Source organism: Kitasatospora aureofaciens, from assembly GCF_019192735.1.
Taxonomy (GTDB): Bacteria; Actinomycetota; Actinomycetes; order Streptomycetales; family Streptomycetaceae; genus Kitasatospora; species Kitasatospora aureofaciens_A.
Genome location: NZ_JAHTKP010000054.1, coordinates 1 through 19,417 on the forward strand (window position 1 = coordinate 1; position 19,417 = coordinate 19,417).

A 19,417-nucleotide genomic window follows, 5' to 3' on the forward strand; every position below is an offset into this window, starting at 1 on the left:
CTCCAACCCCGATCAAGTGATCGAGGCCGGGGATGTCAACATATCTGGCGTTGACTTTTGGCACGCTGTTGAGTTCTCAAGGAACGGACACTTCCTTCGGACCGCCTTCCAGCGGGCCCTCCGGGCGTTTCGTTCTTTCGTGTTTCCAGCTTATCAGATGTTTTCCGCTCCGCTTTCCGGGGCTTCGTCATCCAACTCGCCGGTGTCTTCCGGGACTTGATGCCCCGTCCGACGTTTCAAACTCTAGCCGATCCCCGCTCCGAAAAGCGAATCCGTCCGCAATCCAATTAACTGCGCACGCCGAATACGCACCGAGCCACGACAAGACGCGACCCGGCCCGAACCAGGAAGTGGTGTTTCAGAGGATTGGCTGCCCCAGGACCGTCCGCGCCGATGCGTGTCCGGTGCTCCCTGCCAGGCAGCTCGGAGAACACTACGCGTTTCCGCTACCGGACGCAAACGGGACGCAAAGAGCCGGCCGGGCCCTGGGGGGAAGGGTCCGGCCGGCTGTCCTGCGGGAGCGGGGGCTCAGCTGTTGGTGGGGAACCCGAGGTTGATGCCGCCGTGCGAGGGGTCGAGCCAGCGCTGGGTGACGGCCTTGCCGCGGGTGAAGAAGTGGACGCCGTCCGACCCGTACGCGTGGGCGTCGCCGAACAGGGACGCCTTCCAGCCGCCGAAGGAGTAGTAGGCGACCGGGACCGGGATCGGCACGTTGATGCCGACCATGCCGACCTCGACCTCGTACTGGAAGCGCCGCGCCGCGCCGCCGTCGTTGGTGAAGATGGCAGTGCCGTTGCCGTACGGGTTGGCGTTGATCAGGGCGACGCCCTCCTCGTAGGAGGCGACGCGGACGACGGAGAGGACCGGGCCGAAGATCTCGTCGTTGTAGACGGACATGCCGGGCTTCACGTGGTCGAACAACGTGGGGCCGAGCCAGAAGCCGTCCGCGGTCGGGGCGCCGTTCTTGTCCTCGGCGGTGATCGGGTGCTTGCGGCCGTCGACGGCGAGCTCGGCGCCGTCGGCGAGGCCGGACTCGACGTAGGAGGTGACCTTGTCCCGGTGCTGGCCGGTGACCAGCGGGCCCATCTCGGAGTCGCCGTTGCAGCCCGGGCCGACCTTCAGGGCGGCCATCCGCTGCTTGATCTTGTCGACCAGCTCGTCCCCGATCGGGTCGACCGCGACCAGGACGGAGACGGCCATGCAGCGCTCGCCGGCCGCGCCGAAGCCGGCGTTGACGGCGGCGTCGGCGCTGAGGTCGAGGTCGGCGTCCGGCAGGACCAGCATGTGATTCTTGGCACCGCCCAGGGCCTGCACGCGCTTGCCGTAGCGGGTGCCGGTCTCGTAGACGTAGCGGGCGATCGGGGTGGAGCCGACGAAGCTGACGGACTTGATGTCCGGGTGCTCCAGCAGGCGGTCGACGGCCACCTTGTCACCGTGCACAACGTTGAAGACGCCGGCCGGCAGCCCGGCCTCCTTCCACAGCCCGGCGAGGAAGTTGGCCGCCGACGGGTCCTTCTCCGAGGGCTTCAGCACGACGGTGTTCCCGGCCGCGATGGCGATCGGGAAGAACCACATCGGCACCATGGCCGGGAAGTTGAACGGTGAGATGACCGCGACCGGGCCGAGCGGCTGGCGGATCGAGTAGACGTCGATGCCGGTGGACGCCTGCTCGGTGAAGCCGCCCTTGAGCAGCTGCGGGATGCCGCACGCGTACTCGACGACCTCCAGGCCGCGGGCGATCTCGCCGAGCGCGTCGGAGTGGACCTTGCCGTGTTCGGACACGATGATCTCGGCCAGCTCGTCGCGGCGGGCGTTGAGCAGCTCGCGGAAGGCGAAGAGCACCGAGGTGCGCTTGGCGATCGAGGCGGTGCGCCACTCGGCGAAGGCCGAGGCGGCGGCGGCCACGGCCTGGTCGACCTCGGCGATCCCGGCGAAGTCGACGTGTCCGCTGACCTGGCCGGTGGCCGGGTCGAAGAGGTCACCGCGGCGGGGCGCCGCGCCGGCGGTGGCGACCGGCTCGCCGCCGATCCAGTGAATGATGTGCTTGCTCAAGGTCCGTCTGCCTCCGAAGTCCCGGGCGGCGTCCTGCCGCCGGTCCCTTGTCTGGCGCCGCCCGCGAGTGGGCCGGGCGACGGGAATCACGGGGCTACCGCGCTCATCACCCAGTCTGGTGGCCGCCGTGCCCGGCCTCAACGACCAGGCTGACGGGGATCCGGGATTCAGCCTTACAGGTCGTCCGGTCACTCGGCCGAATGCCTGAACCATGTGCGCAAACCAAACATGCACCGGGAGTCACTCCTCCGCGGACAGGTCCTCCAGGTACGGATCGTGCAGACCGTCGGCCGCCTCCTGCGTCTCCAGCAGGTCCAGCCGCAGGTCCTGTGCCCAGGCGAGCGCCCACCGCTTCAACCCGTCCACCGCGTCGGCCGCGACGCCCCGGGCGCGGAACCGGCCGTCCGCCGCCTCGGCCAGCGTCTCCAGCCGGTCGGCGAGCGCCGCGGGCTGGAAGTCGGCGTCCAACGCGCTTGCCAGCACCAGTAGTTCGCCCTCCCGGTAGCAGCCGGTGAGGGCGTGCACGTCGATCAGGTCGCGCGGCATGCCGCGGTCGACGAGCAGCGCGGTGGTGAGCGCCGCCGCGTCCTCCAGGGCGACGACCGGCAGCGTCACCTCGGGCTCCCCGAGCGCGGGCGCGCCGAGGTCGAGCCGGACGGGCCGGTGGCCCAGCGGGTCCTTCCGCAGCTCGACCGAGTGCGTCCGCCCGCCGAGCGCGAGCCGGACCGCGAGCTGTTCCAGCCGTGGCGTGCCGGGCCGCTCGACGGCCTCGCCCCCGGCCGCGCGGTAGGCGGCGGCAAGCGCGGCGGCCACCTCCGGCAGCCCGGCGTCGGCCTGCTCGGTGCCGCCGGCCACCAGGGTGAGCCCGTCCTGGGTGCACGCCGCCACGCCGTGGGCGCGCAGCGCGTGTCCCCCGGCCAGCGCGAGGCCGTACCGGTCGCAGACCGGGCCGGCCAGTTCGGCGAGCCGCAGCTGGGCCGGTCCCGGGCTGAGGGACGCATCGCGGGCGGCGTCCGGGGCGGTGGTCACGCCTCCAGTCTGCCGCGACGGCCCGCCCGCCGCGCCACCGGCGGCCGCCGCCCGGCCCGGCCCTCACCAGTCGCTGAGCGCGGCGGCCGCCTCGTGCAGCGCGAGTTCGAGCAGCGCCGGGTCGCTGAGCCGTCCGGAGCCGTCCGGCGGGACCAGCCAGCGCACCCCGCGGCTGCTGCGCTCGGGGTGCGGGAGGACGATCCAGGTGCCTTCCCCCATACACCGCACCCCGGTGCCGACCCAGCGGGCGGCGGTGCCGACCGGCACGAGGAAGCTGACGTGCTCGTCCCCGAAGTCGGTGAGGACCGGGCCGCTGAGACCGGCGGCGAGGACCTCCAGGGCCGGGTGCCCGAGCCGCCCGGGCACCGAGAGGACGTCCCAGCGGCGCCCGGCGGGCAGCAGCATCAGGCCCAGCCCGGTGCGCTCCCACTGCTCGCGGAAGGCCTCCGGGTCGGGTGCCGCCTGGGCGAGCCAGTGCAGTCCGGTGCTCTCCATGTCTGTCCCCGCTTCTGGGTGCTCGTGCCGGTCGTTCGCACGGCGGGGACCGAAACCCGCCGTCACCAGGGAGAGGCGGACGGCGGGTCTCTCTTACACAGGTAGCTCCACGATTACCGAGGTCAGCTGTTACCGAGGTCAGCTGTCGAAGCCGAGCCCCAGGCGGTCGAGCGTGCGCAGCCACAGGTTGCGGTGGCCGCCGTTGCGGTCCGCGCGCTGGAGGGAGCGGGCGGTGATCTCGATGCCGGCCCAGCGGACCGGTTCGGGCGGGAAGGGCAGCGGCTTGCTGCGCACCATCTCCAGCGAGGTCCGCTCGGTGCGCTCGCCGGCGAGCAGGTCGAGCATCACCTCGGCGCCGAAGCGGGTGGCGCCGACGCCGAGGCCGGTGTAGCCGGCCGCGTAGGCGACCTTGCCCCGGTACGCGGTGTCGAAGAACGCCGAGAACCGGCTGCAGGTGTCGATCGCGCCGCCCCACGCGTGGGTGAAGCGCAGGCCCTCCAGCTGCGGGAAGCAGCGGAAGAAGTTGTGCGCCAGGGTGCGGAAGGTCTCCGGCCGCTGGTCGTACTCGTGCCGGACGCGGCCGCCGTAGTGGTAGACCGCGTCGTAGCCGCCCCACAGGATCCGGTTGTCGGCGGAGAGCCGGAAGTAGTGGAACTTGTTGGCGCTGTCGCTGAGCCCCTGCCGCCCGTTCCAGCCGATCGCGGCAAGCTGCTCCGCGCTCAGCGGTTCGGTCATCAGCGCGTAGTCGTACACCGGCACGACGTACGGACGGACGCGCTTGACCAGGGACGGGAACACGTTGGTCCCGAGCGCGACCCGGCGCGCGAACACCCGCCCGTACGGGGTGCGGACGGCCGTGCCGCTGCCGTACTCGCGCAGGTCGGTGGCCCGGGTGCGCTCGAAGATCCGCACGCCCTGGCCGAGGCAGGCCTCCTTGAGGCCCCAGGCGAGCTTGGCGGGGTGGACCATGGCCACCCCCTCCTTGTCCCAGAGCCCGCCGAGGAACGTCGGCGAGTCCACCTCGGCGCGCAGCGCGTCGGCGTCGAGGACGGTGAGGTCGAAGCCGTACCCGCGGACGGCCTCGGCGATCTCGTGCAGCTCCTCGACCTGGTGGGGCTGGGTGGCGATGTCGATCTCGCCGGTGCGCTCCCACTCGGCGTCGATGCCGTAGCGCTTGAGGGTGTCCTCGATGCCGTCGAGGTTGGCGGCGCCGAGGCGCTCCAGCTGCCCGAGCTCGCCGGGCCAGCGCTGGAGGCCGTTGCCGAAGCCGTGGGTGAGGCTGGCCGCGCAGAATCCACCGTTGCGCCCGGACGCGGCCCACCCGACCTCGTTGCCCTCGACCAGCACGACGTCCAGCGACGGGTCGCGCTCCTTGGCGATCAGGGCGGTCCAGAGGCCGGAGTAGCCGCCGCCGACCACGAGCAGGTCGCAGACGGTGTCGCCGACCAGGGCGGGCAGCGCCGCCGGCCGGCCGGGGTCCTCCAGCCAGAAGGGGGTGGGCCTGGCGTCACGGAGTGCGCGGGCGGAGTCCATGCATTATCAGCCACTTTCTACGCATAGGCGATGGTTTGCTCGGCCGCTGCCTGACGACGCTACGTCAGGCGGTGGCCTTCCGGCGGTTGTCGAGCCACTGGCCGGCGACGGTCAGCGCGACGGCGGCGATGAACATCGCGGTGCCGATGACGTTCACCTGCACCGGGATGCCGCGCTGCGACGCGCCCCAGACGAACATCGGGAAGGTGACCGTGGTCGGGCCCGAGTTGAACTGGGTGATGATGAAGTCGTCGAAGGACAGCGCGAAGCTGAGCAGCGCGCCCGCGGCGATGCCGGGCGCGGCCAGCGGCAGGGTGACCCGCAGGAAGGTCTGGGTGGGGGTGGCGTAGAGGTCCTGCGCGGCCTGTTCGAGCGTCGGGTCCATGCTCATCACGCGCGCCTTGACCGCCGTCACCACGAAGCTGAGGCAGAACATGATGTGCGCGATCAGGATGGTGGTGAAGCCGAACGGGATGCGCATGTTGAGGAACAGCGTGCCCAGCGAGGCGGCCATGACGACCTCGGGCATGGCCATCGGCAGGAAGATCATTGCGGTGGTGGCGGCGCGGCCGCGGAAGCGGTGGCGGGCCAGCGCGAAGGCGACCATGGTGCCGAGCACGGTCGCGCCGATGGTGGCGAGGGCCGCGATCTGCAGGCTGAGCGAGAGCGACTGGCACATGTCGGCCACGCCGCAGGGGTTGGTCCAGGCGTCGGTGGAGAATTGGTTCCACTCGTAGTTGAACTTACCCGCCGGCTTGTTGAACGAGAAGGCGAGCACCACCAGGTTGGGCAGCACCAGGTAGGCGAGCGCCAACAGGCCCGCCAGCACAACCAGATGGGCTCGGATCCACGTGAAGAGTCGGGACATCAGACCAGTTCCTCCGTCCCGGCCTTGCGCATGTAGACCGTCACCATGACCAGGATCAACGCCATCAGGATGAAGCTCAGCGCGGCGGCCGTCGGGTAGTCGAGCACGTTCAGGAACTGCTTCTGGATGCCGTTGCCGACCATCTGCTCGCTCGGCGAGCCCAGCAGCTGCGCGTTGATGTAGTCGCCGGAGGCCGGGATGAAGGTGAGCAGCGTGCCCGCGACGACACCCGGCAGCGAGATCGGGAAGGTGACCTTGCGGAAGGTGGTGAACGGCCGGGCGTACAGGTCGCCGGCCGCCTCGTGCAGGCGCGGGTCGATCCGCTCCAGCGAGGTGTACAGCGGCAGGATCATGAACGGCAGGAAGTTGTAGGTCAGGCCGCAGACCACGGCGAGCGGCGTGGCCAGCACCCGGTCGCCCGAGGTGAGCCCGAGCGCGTTGGTGACGTCCAGGACGTGCAGTGTGTTGAGTGCACCGACCACCGGGCCGCCGTCGGACAGGATCGTCTTCCACGCCAGCGTGCGGATCAGGAAGCTGGTGAAGAACGGCGCGATCACCAGGATCAGGATGACGTTGCGCCAGCGCTTGCTCGCCTTGAACGCGATCGTGTAGGCGAGCGGGTAACCGATGACCAGGCAGAGCACGGTGGCGATCGCCGCGTAGGAGAACGAGCGGACGAAGTGCCACTTGTACTCGACCAGGGCGTCCCAGTACGTCGAGACGTGCCAGGTGACCTTGAAGCCCGCTTCGAGCGAGCCGGTCTGCAGCGAGGTGGACGCCTGGTACACCATCGGCACGGCGAAGAAGACGACCAGCCAGGCGATGCCGGGCAGCAGCAGCCAGTACGGGGTGAGCTTGCGCTTCGGCTTCGAAGCAGCCTTGGCCAACGGGATGACCTGCGGCGGCGCGGCCGGGGTGGTGGTGGTCATGCGGCCTCCTCCGCGGTGCCCGCGTCGATCGCCTGCGCGGCGTCCAGGGCGAAGGAGTGCGCCGGGTTCCAGTGCAGGACGACCGGAGCGCCGGGGACGATCCGGGCGTCGCGCTCCATGTTCTGCTCGAAGACGGTCACCTCCTGGCCGCCGTCGGTGCGCACGAGGTACTGGGTGGAGACGCCGATGAAGCTGGAGTCGAGGACGGTGCCGGCCAGCCTGTTCCGGCCGTCGGCGACCTCGGCGGAGCCGTGCTCGATGGTGATCTTCTCGGGCCGGACGCCGAGGTGCACGTGCCTGGCCTCGGTGGAACAGCGCGCCTTCGGCACGGCGAGGCGGCCTCCGGCCGCGGTGAGCAGCAGGTCGCCGCCGTCGCTGCCGGTGACCTCGGCGGGCAGCAGGTTGGACTGGCCGAGGAAGTTGGCCACGAAGGTGGTGGCGGGGTTCTCGTACAGCTCGGCGGGGGCGCCCAGTTGCTCGACCCGGCCGCCGTTCATCACCGCGATGGTGTCGGCCATGGTCATGGCCTCCTCCTGGTCGTGGGTGACGTGCACGAAGGTGATGCCGACCTCGGTCTGGATCCGCTTGAGCTCCAGCTGCATCTGGCGGCGGAGCTTGAGGTCGAGCGCGCCGAGCGGCTCGTCGAGGAGCAGCACCTGCGGGTGGTTGATCAGGGCGCGGGCGACGGCGACGCGCTGCTGCTGGCCGCCGGAGAGCTGGTGCGGCTTGCGCCGGGCGTACGGGCCGAGTTCGACCAGTTCGAGCATCTCGTCGACCTGCTTCCTGACGTCCTTCCTGCCACGTCGGCGCAGGCCGAAGGCGACGTTCTCGAAGATGTCGAGGTGCGGGAAGAGCGCGTAGCTCTGGAAGACGGTGTTCACCGGCCGCTTGTACGGGGGCAGCGCGGTGACGTCCTGGCCGCCGATCAGGACGGTGCCGGTGGTGGGCTCCTCCAGGCCGGCGATCATCCGCAGGGTGGTGGTCTTGCCGCAGCCGGAGGCGCCGAGCAGGGCGAAGAAGGAGCCCTGGGGGACGGTCAGGTCGAGCGGGTGGACGGCGGTGAAGGAGCCGTAGGTCTTGCCTATGCCGGTGAGGCGGACGTCGCCGCCGGCCGCGTCGCGCTGCTGGTCTGTCATGTCGGGTGTCTTTCTGCTGTCTGCGGTCTCGGCCGGGGGCGGGTCAGGCGCCGATGAGCTTGGAGAACTTCTGCTCGAAGTCGCTCTCCTCGCTCTCGGTGAGGGTGCGGAACACGTGCGCCTTCGTCGCCATCTCGGGGGTGGGGACGACCAGCGGGTTGGCCGCGCTGTCCGGGGCGAGCGTGGCGAGCTCGTCCTTCATCCCGGTGACGGCCGAGACGTAGCCGATGCCCGCGACCAGCTGCGCCGCGATCTTGGGCTGATAGTAGAAGTCGATCAGCTTTTCCGCGTTCGTCTTGTGCTGCGCCTTGGCCGGGACCAGCAGGTTGTCGGTCGACGCGATGTAGCCCTTCTCGGGCACGACGAACTCGATGTCCGGGTTGTCGACGCGGAGTTGGATCAGGTCGCCGCCCCAGGCGACGCAGGCCGCGATGTCCCCGGAGGAGAGCTCCTGGCCGTAGTCGTTCCCGGTGAAGCGGCGGATCTGCTTGCTGTCGACGCCCTTCTGCAGCCGGGCGACGGCCGCCTCGTAGTCGTCGGCGGTGAACTTCGCCGGGTCCTTGCCCATGTCCAGCAGCACCATCCCGATGCTGTCGCGCATCTCGGACAGGAAGGTGACCCGGCCCTTGAGGTCGGGGTCGTCGAGCAGTTGGGAGACGCTCGTGACCTCCTTCCCCTTGGTGGCCTTCTTGTTGTAGGCGACGACGACCTGGATGCCCGCCCACGGGTAGGAGTAGAGCCGCCCCGGGTCCCAGTCGGGGGCTCGGAAGCGCGGCTCGACGTTGGTGATCGCGGTGGTGACGTTCGCCAGGTTGAGCTTCTGCACCCAGCCGAGCCGGATCAGCCGGGCGGCCATCCAGTCGGTGAGCACCATCAGGTCGCGGCCGGTGTCCTGGCCGGCCGCCAGCTGCGGCTTGATCTTGCCGAAGAACTCGACGTTGTCGTTGACGTCCTCGTTGTACCTGACCTTGATGCCGGTGGCCGCGGTGAAGGCGTCCAGGGTGCCGTGCTTCTGCTTGTCCTTCTCGTCGGTGTCCACGTACAGCGGCCAGTTGGAGAAGTTGACCTCCTTCTCGCTGTCCGAGAGGTCCTTGGCGGCGTTCGCGGTCGAGTCGCCGTTCGCGGTCCTGGCCGCCGGGATGCCGCAGGCGGCCAGGGTGCCCGCTCCGGCGGTCAGCGCGGCGGCGCGCAGCAGGGTGCGGCGGCCGATCGCGGCCCGGCCGCTGGTCAGGCTGCGTTCCCAGGCCCTGCGGACCGGTTCGGGCAGACCGTCGGTGAGCTCGTTGAACGCCATGGAACGGGCCTCCTGGGGAAGAACAGGGGTGTGGGGGTGCACCCTCTGACCGGGGGTTATCTGTCTCCGAAGACGGTGCGGTGCCAGTCCTTGCGGGCCACCGCGGTGGTGTCGAACATGACGTGCTTGACCTGGGTGTACTCGTCCAGCGAGTACTGGGACATGTCCTTGCCGTAGCCGGATGCCTTGTAGCCGCCGTGCGGCATCTCGCTGATGATCGGGATGTGGTCGTTGACCCACACGCACCCGGCGGCGATCTCGCGGGTGGCGCGCAGCGAACGGTGCACGTTCGTGGTCCAGGCGGAGGCGGCCAGGCCGTAGGGGGTGTCGTTGGCCAGCCGCAAGCCCTCGTCGTCGCCGTCGAAGGGCAGCACGACCAGCACCGGGCCGAAGATCTCGCCCTGCACCACCTCGCTGTCCTGGGCGGCGCCGGTGATCAGCGTGGGCAGGTAGTACGCGCCGCGGGTGAGGTCGCTGCCGTCGTGGCCCTTCTCGGGTGCGCGACCGCCGGTGACCACCGTGGCGTACGCGCGGGCGCGTTCGACGAAGCCGGCCACCCGGTCCCGGTGGGTGTACGAGACCAGCGGGCCGAGATCCGTCCGCGGGTTCAGCGGGTCGCCGACGCGGATCGCGGCGTACAGCTCGGCGACGCCGGCCACGAACGCGTCGTACAGCGGGCGTTGGACGTACGCGCGGGTGGCGGCGGTGCAGTCCTGGCCGCCGTTGATCAGCGAGGCGGCGACCGCGCCGTGCACGGCGGCGTCGAGGTCGGCGTCGTCGAAGACCACGAACGGGGCCTTGCCGCCGAGTTCCAGGTGGGTGCGCTTGACGCTCGCGGTGGCGAGTTCGGCGACCCGCCTGCCGACCGCCGTCGAGCCGGTGAAGGAGACCATCGCGACGTCCGGGTGGGAGACCAGGTGCTCGCCCGCGGTGCGTCCGGCGCCGGTGACGACGTTGACCACACCGTCCGGGATGCCGGCCGCGGTGCAGGCCCGGGCGAACATCAGCGAGGTCAGCGGCGTCAGCTCGGCCGGCTTGAGCACGATGGTGTTTCCGGCCGCGATCGCCGGGAGGATCTTCCAGGCGGCCATCTGCAGCGGGTAGTTCCATGGCGAGATCGAGCCGACCACGCCGATCGCCTCGCGCCGGACGTAGGAGGTGTGGTCGCCGGAGTACTCGCCGGCCGCCTTGCCCTCCAGGGTGCGCGCGGCCCCGGCGAAGAAGGACGTGTTGTCGATCGTGCCGGGCACGTCGAACTCGGTGGCCAGCTTGACCGGCTTGCCGGTCTGCGCCGTTTCCACTCGGGCGAGGTCGCCGCAGGCATCGGTGAGGACGGCTGCCAGCCTGGTCAGCGCCTCCGCGCGGGCGGCGGGGGTGGCGGTGGACCAGCCGGGCAGCGCGGCGCGGGCGGCGGCCACCGCGGCGTCGACCTCCTCGGTGGTGGCCAGGGCGACCTGCTCGACCACGCTGCCGTCCGCGGGGTTGACGACCTGGAAAGGCTCGCCGCTCCCCCGGCTCTGCCGGCCCGCGATGTACTGCGCGCCCGCGCCGAAGTCGGTCAGGTCCATATGGTTCCTCCAAGTGCCCGGTGGTTCGACTGCGCGCGGCGAGGCGCGCTTCCGCGGTGGGGAATCCGACCGGCCGATCAGCGGGTTGCGCGATCCTGGCAGTCCGGCGGGGCTTCGACAAGGGATTCCGCTGTTGCGTCCTGGTTGACGCGACGGATTCCGGCGCGGGATTCGCTCTTCGCCACTGCCGACCCGCTGACCTTGCCCGCCGGCACCCCGGCGTGACAAGGGTCACTCCGGCAGTCTCGGCACGAAGGGCCTTACAAGGTGAAAGGGTTCGGACAGGGCAACAGGTCGTCGCCACGATGGATGATCTACCTGACACCCTGGTCCCCCTAGAGTCCCTGGAGGCCCTCGCGATGCTCCCCACCGTCGCCCGTGTGCTCGATCTGGAGGTGATGCGGCGCGGCCTGCCCCAGGTCGTCGCCGGCGCCGACCATCTGGAGCGGCCGGTCCGCTGGGTCCACGTCAGCGAGCTGCCCGACGTGGCCGGCATGCTGCGGGGCGGCGAGCTGGTGCTGACCACCGGCATCGCGCTGCCCGAGGACCGCGACGGACTCGCCCGCTACGTCCGGGAACTGGACGAGGTCGGCGTGGCGGGCCTGGTCGTCGAGTTCGGCCGGCGCTACTTCGACTCGCTCCCCCGCGCCCTGGTGCACGCCGCCGAGCAGCGCGGCCTGCCGCTGATCGCGCTGCGCCGCGAACTGCGTTTCGTCGCCGTCACCGAGGCCGTGCACGCCCTCGTGGTCAACGCCCAACTCGACCAGCTGCGCGTCTCCGAGGCCGTCCACCAGGTCTTCAACGAGCTGGTGGTGGAGGGCGCCGAACCCCCCGAGGTGATCCGCCAGGTGGCCCGGATGGCGGGTGCGCCGGTGGTGCTGGAGAACCTGGCCCACCAGGTGCTGGCCCACGACGCCGCCGGCCGCCCGGAGACCGAGCTGCTGGAGGACTGGGAGCGCCGCTCGCGCGGGGTCCGCCCGCCCGGCCGCACCGGCCACGACCCGCGCAGCGGCTGGCTGGTGACCACGGTCGGCGCCCGCGGCCAGGACTGGGGCCGGCTGGTGCTCGTCCAGGAGCCGGGCCCGCTGCCCGGGGGCGAGCCGCACCCGCACACCATGCTGCTGGAGCGCGGCGCCTCCGCCCTGGCGCTCAACCGGCTGGTGGTGCGCGACCGGGAGAGCCTGGAGCGGCAGACCCACCGAACCCTGCTGTCCGGCATCCTCACCCACGCACTGACCGTCTCCGAGGTGGCCCTGCGCGCCCAGGCGCTCGGCGTCCCGCTGGAGGGCCGTCGGCTGGTCGGCGTGGTGCTGCGGCAGCGGCGCGGGCCGATCCCGGCCGCCCTGGAGGCGCAGGCCCGGCTGCGCGACTTCACCGAGCTGGCCGCCGGCGCCGTCCGGTCCTGCCGGTTGTCCGCCCTGGTCGGCGCGCTGGACGACGAGGGCGTCGGCGTCCTCATCGCGCTCGGCACCCAGCAGGACGAGCATGCCGCGCTGGACGCCTTCTCGGCCGCGCTGGGCCGGATGTCCGCCGAGGCCGGACGCGAGGCCGCCGCCCCGGCGCCGGCGCCGGTGGTCGCGGTGGGCTCCTCGGTCGGCTCGGTCCGGGACGCCCGGCGCACCCTGCTGGAGGCCACCCAGGTCGCCGATGCGGCCCTGCACGACGCGCCCGGCGGCCGGACCGCGTCGTACTACCGGCTGCCCGACGTCCGCCTGCGCGGCCTGCTGCACCTGCTGCGCGACGACGCCCGGCTGCAGACCTACGTGGAGCGCGAGCTGGGCCCGCTGCTCGCCCACGACGCCGAGCACAACGGCCAGTTGGTGCAGATGCTGCGGATCTACCTGGAGCAGGGCCGGAACAAGTCCGCGGCGGCCGACGCCGCCCACCTGTCCCGGCCGTCCTTCTACGACCGCCTGCACAAGGTCGAGCGGATCCTCGGCGTCGACCTGGACCAGGTCGAGTCCTGCCTCTCCCTGCACGTGGCCCTGCTCGCGCTCGACGCCGTCCGCCGCTGAGCACCGTCACACCCCGGTGATCCGCCCCCAGACCTTGTGCAGCTCGGGCCGCTCGGCCGAGGTCACGTCGCGCATGGTGTGCAGCCGGGCGCGCATCTCGTCGGTCGGGAAGACCAGCGGGTTCTCCGCCAGCCCGGCCTTGTCCTTGTCCCCACTCGCCGCCAGCACCTCGCGCGCGGCCGGCACCGGGCAGATGTACTGGACGGCGGCGGCGAGTTGAGCCGCGACCTCGGGCTGGTAGTAGTAGTCGACCAGCAGCTCGGCGTTGCGCTTGTGGGTGGCCCGGTTGGGGATCATCAGGCTCTCCGCCCACAGCTCCCCGCCCTCCTCCGGCACGAGGAACGCGATGTCCGGGTTCTCGGCGGTGAGTTGGACGGCGTCGCCGGAGTAGGCCTGACACGCGAGCGCAGCACCGGAGGCGAGGTCGCTGGTGTAGTCGTTGCCGGTGAAGCGGCGGATGTGGCCGTTGTCGACCATCTTCTGCACCAGGTTCATCGCCATGTGCGCGTCGTCGTCGCTGAACCGGGAGATGTCCGCGCCCTGCGCGAGCATCAGGAGCCCGAGCGACTCGTCCAGCCCGGCGAACAGGGTGACCCGGCCCTTGAGATCGGGCGCCCACAGGTCGGCGGTGGACTTCAGCTCCCGGCCGAGCGCCTTGCGGTTGTAAGCGATGCCGGTGATCCCGGACTGCCACGGCACGCTGCGCCTGCGCCCCGGGTCGAAGGCCGGATTGGCGAGCTGCGGGTCGAGCTGCGCGGTGACGTTGGGCAGGTTGGCCCGGTCCATGGCCTGCACCCAGCCGAGCGAGACGTACCGCCCGGCCATCCAGTCGCTGACCACCATGAGGTCCCGGCCGGGGTCGGCGCCCTGGGTGAGCACCGGGCTGATCCTGCCGAAGAACTCGTCGTTGTCGTTGATGTCCTCGGTGTAGGTGACCGCGATCCCGGTCCGCTCGGTGAAGGCGTCCAGGGTCGGCCGCCGCCCCTGGTCGTCGACGTCGATGTACTGCGTCCAGTTGGAGAACGCCATCCGCCTGTCGGCGTCCGAGCGGTCCGGCGCCGAGCGGCGGTCCTCGGCGACGTACGCGGACGGGATCCCGCACCCGGTCAGCGTGCCGGCGCCGAGCAGCGCGGCCCCGCCGAGGACCGAACGTCGGTGTATCGCACGGGAGTTCACAGGACGGCGGGTCAGGGTGGTGCTGGGCATGGTCGGGCCTCCGGAGCGTGGGACGGCCCCGGGTGCGCACGGAGACACCCGGGGCCGTCCTGGTCGGTACGTCAGACAGTGTGCGCGTCGGTGAGCGACAGCACCTCGTCGAGCACCGCGAGGCCGGCCTTGGCCTCCTCCTCGGTGACGGTGCACGGCGGGACGACGTGGAAGCGGTTCATGTTGACGAACGGCCAGAGCCCGCGCTGCTTGCAGGCGGCGGCCAGCTCGGCCATCGGCGCGTTGGCGGCGCCGGCGGCGTTGTACGGCACCAGCGGCTCGCGGGTCCCGCGGTTCTTCACCAGGTCGAGCGCCCAGAACACGCCGAGGCCGCGGACCTCGCCGATCGAGGGGTGCCGCTCGGCCAGCTCGCGCAGGCCGGGGCCGAGCACGGTCTCCCCGATGTGCTTGGCGTGCTCGACGATGCCCTCCTCCGCCATGGCGTTGATGGTGGCGACGGCGGAGGCGCAGGCCAGCGGGTGGCCGGAGTAGGTGAGCCCGCCGGGGAACGGCCGCTCGTCGAAGTCGGCGGCGATCTCGGCGCTGATCGCCACGCCGCCGAGCGGGACGTAGCCGGAGTTGACGCCCTTGGCGAAGGTCAGCAGGTCCGGGGTCACGCCCCAGTGGTCGGCGGCGAACCACGCGCCGGTGCGGCCGAAGCCGGCCATCACCTCGTCGAGGATGAACACGATGCCGTACCGGTCGCAGATCTCCCGCACCCCGGCGAGGTAGCCGGGCGGCGGGATCAGGATGCCGGCGGTGCCGACCACGGTCTCCAGGATGATCGCCGCGACGGTGCCCGGACCCTCGAACGCGATCACCTGCTCCAGGTGCTCCAGCGCGCGCTCGCACTCCTGCGCCTCGTTCTCGGCGTGGAAGTTGGAGCGGTAGGCGTACGGACCCCAGAAGTGCACCACGCCGGAGACGCCGGTGTCGTTGGCCCAGCGGCGAGGGTCGCCGGTGACGGCGATCGCGTTGGCGGTGGCGCCGTGGTACGACCGGTAGGTGGACATGACCTTCTGCCGGCCGGTGTGCAGCCGGGCCAGCCGGATGGCGTTCTCGTTGGCCTCGGCGCCGCCGTTGGTGAAGAAGATCTTGTCGAGGTCGCCGGGGGTGCGCTCGGCGATCAGCCGGGCGGCCTCGCTGCGCGACTCGACCGCGAAGCCCGGGGCGATGGTGCAGAGCTTCGCCGCCTGCTCCTGGATCGCGGCGACCACCTTCGGGTGCTGGTGCCCGATGTTGGTGTTCACCAGCTGCGAGGAGAAGTCGAGGTAGCGGTTGCCGTCGTAGTCCCAGAAGTACGAGCCCTCGGCGCCGGCCACCGCGAGGGGGTCGATCAGCGCCTGGGCGGACCACGAGTGGAAGACGTGCGCGCGGTCGGCGGCCTTGACGGCCTGGCCGGCGGCTGAGTCAGCGGTGGGGATGCTCATGCGGTAAGGCTAGGGAGTCCTACCCCCGAATTGCAGTTTCATCTTGTCAGTCGGTCACGCGAACGGCCGACAGGGTGCAAAGAGACAAGGGCCCGGGTCGAAAAGACCCGGACCCATTGTCAGTTCACACCATCATCAGATGGCGGTCATACTGCGCCGACGGTCACGACCCGCTAGATCGCGGTCATACTGCGCCCGACGGTCATGACCCGCTAGATCGCGGTCATGACGTGCTTCACGCGGGTGTAGTCCTCGAAGCCGTAGGACGACAGGTCCTTGCCGTAGCCGGACTTCTTGAAGCCGCCGTGCGGCATCTCGGCCACCAGCGGGATGTGGGTGTTGATCCACACGCAGCCGAAGTCCAGGCGGCGCGACATCCGCATGGCACGGGCGTGGTCCTTGGTCCACACCGAGGAGGCCAGCGCGTACTCGACGCCGTTGGCGTACTCGACGGCCTGGTCCTCGTCGGTGAACTTCTGCACGGTGATGACCGGGCCGAAGACCTCGTTCTGGATGATCTCGTCGTCCTGCTGGAGGCCGGACACGACGGTCGGGGCGTAGAAGTAGCCCTTGTCGCCGACCCGGTGGCCACCGGCCTCGACCTTGGCGTGGGCGGGCAGCCGCTCGATGAAGCCGGCCACCTGCTTCAGCTGGCTGGCGTTGTTCAGCGGGCCGTAGAGCACGTCCTCGTCGTCCACGCCGCCGGTCTTGGTCTCGGCCGCGGCCTTGGCCAGCGCCTCGACGAAGGCGTCGTGGATGGACTCGTGCACCAGCACGCGGGTGGCGGCGGTGCAGTCCTGGCCGGCGTTGAAGAAGCCGGCCACCGAGATGCCCTCGACGGCCTCGGCGATGTCGGCGTCCTCGAAGACCACGACCGGGGCCTTGCCGCCCAGCTCCAGGTGCACGCGCTTGACGTCCTTGGAGGCCGACTCGGCGACCTGGATGCCGGCCCGGACCGAACCGGTGATGGAGGCCATCGCCGGGGTGCGGTGCTCGACCATCAGCTTGCCGGTCTCGCGGTCGCCGCAGATCACGTTGAATACGCCGGCTGGCAGCTCCAGCTCCTTGAGGATGCCGCCGATGATCTCGGCCAGCAGCACGGTGGAGGCCGGGGTGGTGTCCGAGGGCTTCAGGACGACGGTGTTGCCGGCGGCGATCGCCGGGGCGAACTTCCAGACGGCCATCATCATCGGGTAGTTCCACGGCGCGACCTGGGCACAGACGCCGACCGGCTCGCGGCGGATGATCGAGGTCATCCCGTCCATGTACTCACCGGCGGCCTTGCCCTCCAGCAGGCGGGCGGCGCCGGCGAAGAAGCGGATCTGGTCCACCATCGGGCCGATCTCCTCGGAGAGGGTCAGCCCGCGGGGCTTGCCGGTGTTGCGCACCTCGGCGTCGACGATCTCGTCGGCGCGGGCCTCGACTGCGTCGGCGATCTTGAGGAGCAGCTTCTGGCGGGTGCTCGGGGTGGCGTCGCGCCAGACCGGGAACGCGGCGGCGGCCGCGGCCATGGCGGCGTCCACGTCGGTGGCGCCGGACAGCGGGGACGTCGCGTAGACCTCGCCGGAGGTCGGGTCGACGATGTCGAGCGTGCGGCCGTCCGTCGCGTCGACGAACTCACCGTTGATGTAGTTGCGCAGCGTGCGAAGGTCGCTCACGGGGTCTCTCCTCGGTCTGAGCCTGCGGCGTTGCAGATTCCGGCGCCATGGTACGTCGGCGGATCCGGCGTACGAAGGGTGCCGAGTGGCCGGGCCCGAAGCGGCGCGGTCCACTGGTGGGGGAACGCGCGCTGCGCTGCGGAGCCGCGCGCGTACCGTGCCAGAGTAGCCGCTGGACGGACGGGATCGACAGACCTGACGCGCTCACGCGATGAAATCCGTACACACTTTCCAAGATCACAACGAAATCAGCAGTTTCCACGCTTGCGAACAGGGGAACGATCAGGCACAGTGGCGGCGTGGCCAACCGCGACCGGAACGCCAGCGTTCCCCTCGACGCCGCCTCCAAGGCGATCATCGAGCAGCTCCAGGAGGACGGGCGCCGCCCGTACGCCGCCATCGGCAAGGCCGTCGGCCTGTCCGAGGCGGCCGTGCGCCAGCGCGTCCAGAAGCTGCTCGACCAGGGCGTGATGCAGATCGTCGCCGTCACCGACCCGCTCACCGTCGGCTTCACCCGCCAGGCGATGGTCGGGATCCGGGTCGAGGGTGACATCGAGCCCGTCGCCGACGCGCTGGCCGCCCTCGACGAGGTCGACTACGTCGTCTGCACCGCAGGCTCGTTCGACCTCCTGGCCGAACTGGTCTGCGAGGACGACGAGCACCTGCTCGAACTCATCAACAAGCGCATCCGCGCGCTTCCCGGCGTGCGGAGCACCGAGAGCTTCGTTTACCTGAAGCTCCGGAAACAGACCTACACCTGGGGCACCCGATGACAGCCGACCCGGCGCAGAAGGACCTTTCCAAGACCGCCTACGACCACCTGTGGATGCACTTCACCCGCATGTCGTCGTACGAGAACTCCCCCGTGCCGACGATCGTCAAGGGCGAGGGCACCTACATCTGGGACGACAAGGGCCGGAAGTACATCGACGGCCTCGCCGGCCTGTTCGTCGTGCAGGCCGGTCACGGACGCACCGAGCTCGCCGAGGTGGCCGCCAAGCAGGCCAAGGAGCTCGCGTTCTTCCCGATTTGGAGCTACGCGCACCCCAAGGCCGTCGAGCTGGCCGAGCGGCTGGCCAACTACGCCCCGGGCGACCTGAACAAGGTCTTCTTCTCCACCGGCGGCGGCGAGGCCGTCGAGACCGCGTGGAAGCTGGCCAAGCAGTACTTCAAGCTGATCGGCAAGCCGACCAAGTACAAGGTCATCTCCCGCGCCATCGCCTACCACGGCACCCCGCAGGGCGCCCTGTCGATCACCGGCCTGCCGGGCCTGAAGGCCCCGTTCGAGCCGCTGGTGCCGGGCACCCACAAGGCCCCGAACACCAACATCTACCGCGCCCCGCACTACCTTGAGGGCCCCGACGGAACCGTCGACCCCGAGGCCTACGGCCGCTGGTGCGCCGACCAGGTCGAGGAGGCCATCCTCTTCGAGGGCCCCGAGACCGTCGCCGCCGTCTTCGTCGAGCCGGTACAGAACGCCGGTGGCTGCTTCCCGCCGCCGCCCGGCTACTTCCAGCGCCTGCGCGAGATCTGCGACCGCCACGACGTGCTGCTGGTCTCGGACGAGGTCATCTGCGCCTTCGGCCGCCTCGGCACCATGTTCGGCGCCGACAAGTTCGGCTACGTGCCGGACATGATCACCTGCGCCAAGGGCATGACCTCGGGCTACTCCCCGATCGGCGCCACGATCATCTCGGACCGCATCGCCGAGCCGTTCTACAAGGGCGACAACACCTTCCTGCACGGCTACACCTTTGCCGGCCACCCGGTGTCCTCGGCCGTGGCGCTGGCCAACCTCGACATCTTCGAGCGCGAGGGCCTGAACCAGCACGTGCTCGACAACGAGTCGCGCTTCCTGGCCACCCTGAGCAAGCTGCGCGACCTGCCGATCGTCGGCGACGTCCGCGGCAACGGGTACTTCTACGGCATCGAGCTCGTCAAGGACAAGGTCACCAAGGAGACCTTCAACGACGACGAGACCGAGCGCGTGCTCTACGGCTTCCTGTCGAAGGCGCTCTTCGACAACGGCCTATACTGCCGCGCCGACGACCGTGGCGACCCGGTCGTCCAGCTGGCCCCGCCGCTGATCTCCGACCAGTCGACCTTCGACGAGATCGAGCAGATCCTGCGGACCAGCCTCACCGACGCGTGGGCGAAGCTCTGATCACCTGATCCTTCTTCCGCCCCCTCCGCCGAAGGGCGGT

General features: G+C 70.6%; 15 protein-coding genes. 3 read left to right on the top strand and 12 right to left on the bottom strand.

The window, feature by feature from the left end; genetic code table 11:
* Nucleotides 1-528: 528 nt before the first annotated feature.
* The 9 genes from KV557_RS32755 to KV557_RS32795 form a co-directional block, all read right to left on the bottom strand.
* Nucleotides 529-2,052, bottom strand: a complete 1,524-nt coding sequence (locus KV557_RS32755; protein WP_218205197.1) for a CoA-acylating methylmalonate-semialdehyde dehydrogenase — start codon at nt 2,050-2,052, stop codon at nt 529-531.
* 240 nt (nt 2,053-2,292) lie between these two features.
* A complete protein-coding gene (locus KV557_RS32760; RefSeq protein WP_218205198.1) occupies nt 2,293-3,081 on the bottom strand; it encodes a nucleotidyl transferase AbiEii/AbiGii toxin family protein in 789 nt (262 codons plus the stop codon).
* Nucleotides 3,082-3,144: 63 nt separating this feature from the next.
* A complete protein-coding gene (locus KV557_RS32765; protein ID WP_218205199.1) occupies nt 3,145-3,576 on the bottom strand; it encodes a bifunctional DNA primase/polymerase in 432 nt (143 codons plus the stop codon).
* Nucleotides 3,577-3,714: 138 nt separating this feature from the next.
* The gene (locus KV557_RS32770; protein WP_218205200.1) at nt 3,715-5,109 is read right to left on the bottom strand and encodes an NAD(P)/FAD-dependent oxidoreductase; all 1,395 of its coding nucleotides are present in this window, start codon (nt 5,107-5,109) and stop codon (nt 3,715-3,717) included.
* Between the two features lie 64 nt (nt 5,110-5,173).
* Nucleotides 5,174-5,977: an ABC transporter permease gene (locus KV557_RS32775; protein ID WP_218205201.1), complete on the bottom strand. Its 804-nt coding sequence runs from the start codon at nt 5,975-5,977 to the stop codon at nt 5,174-5,176.
* Nucleotides 5,977-6,906, bottom strand: a complete 930-nt coding sequence (locus KV557_RS32780) for an ABC transporter permease (RefSeq protein ID WP_218205202.1) — start codon at nt 6,904-6,906, stop codon at nt 5,977-5,979. Before KV557_RS32780 ends, KV557_RS32775 begins: the two co-directional genes overlap by 1 nt.
* Nucleotides 6,903-8,042, bottom strand: a complete 1,140-nt coding sequence (locus tag KV557_RS32785) for an ABC transporter ATP-binding protein (RefSeq protein ID WP_218205203.1) — start codon at nt 8,040-8,042, stop codon at nt 6,903-6,905. The genes KV557_RS32780 and KV557_RS32785 overlap by 4 nt, the downstream gene beginning before the upstream one ends.
* Before the next feature lie 43 nt (nt 8,043-8,085).
* A complete protein-coding gene (locus tag KV557_RS32790; protein WP_218205204.1) occupies nt 8,086-9,336 on the bottom strand; it encodes a polyamine ABC transporter substrate-binding protein in 1,251 nt (416 codons plus the stop codon).
* A gap of 56 nt (nt 9,337-9,392) precedes the next feature.
* Complete coding sequence (locus KV557_RS32795; protein WP_218205205.1) at nt 9,393-10,904, bottom strand: gamma-aminobutyraldehyde dehydrogenase; 1,512 nt, start codon at nt 10,902-10,904, stop codon at nt 9,393-9,395.
* 359 nt (nt 10,905-11,263) lie between these two features.
* On the opposite strand from KV557_RS32795, the gene KV557_RS32800 reads away from it, so the two are divergent.
* Entirely contained in the window at nt 11,264-12,919 is a 1,656-nt protein-coding gene (locus KV557_RS32800; RefSeq protein WP_218205230.1) for a PucR family transcriptional regulator, read from the top strand.
* Nucleotides 12,920-12,925: 6 nt separating this feature from the next.
* Here the strand turns inward: KV557_RS32800 and KV557_RS32805 are convergent, their stop codons facing one another.
* The 3 genes from KV557_RS32805 to KV557_RS32815 all read right to left on the bottom strand — a co-directional run bounded on the left by KV557_RS32805 (nt 12,926) and on the right by KV557_RS32815 (nt 17,213).
* Nucleotides 12,926-14,125, bottom strand: a complete 1,200-nt coding sequence (locus KV557_RS32805; protein ID WP_218205206.1) for a polyamine ABC transporter substrate-binding protein — start codon at nt 14,123-14,125, stop codon at nt 12,926-12,928.
* A gap of 71 nt (nt 14,126-14,196) precedes the next feature.
* A complete protein-coding gene (locus tag KV557_RS32810) occupies nt 14,197-15,555 on the bottom strand; it encodes an aspartate aminotransferase family protein (RefSeq protein ID WP_218205207.1) in 1,359 nt (452 codons plus the stop codon).
* 212 nt (nt 15,556-15,767) lie between these two features.
* Complete coding sequence (locus KV557_RS32815) at nt 15,768-17,213, bottom strand: gamma-aminobutyraldehyde dehydrogenase (protein ID WP_218205208.1); 1,446 nt, start codon at nt 17,211-17,213, stop codon at nt 15,768-15,770.
* Between the two features lie 299 nt (nt 17,214-17,512).
* On the opposite strand from KV557_RS32815, the gene KV557_RS32820 reads away from it, so the two are divergent.
* Together KV557_RS32820 and KV557_RS32825 are read left to right on the top strand one after the other, a co-directional pair.
* Nucleotides 17,513-17,986 carry an Lrp/AsnC family transcriptional regulator gene (locus tag KV557_RS32820; protein WP_030243538.1) on the top strand — a complete coding sequence of 158 codons (474 nt, stop codon included), beginning with the start codon at nt 17,513-17,515 and terminating at the stop codon, nt 17,984-17,986.
* Nucleotides 17,983-19,377 carry an aspartate aminotransferase family protein gene (locus KV557_RS32825; protein WP_218205209.1) on the top strand — a complete coding sequence of 465 codons (1,395 nt, stop codon included), beginning with the start codon at nt 17,983-17,985 and terminating at the stop codon, nt 19,375-19,377. Before KV557_RS32820 ends, KV557_RS32825 begins: the two co-directional genes overlap by 4 nt.
* Nucleotides 19,378-19,417: the final 40 nt, after the last annotated feature.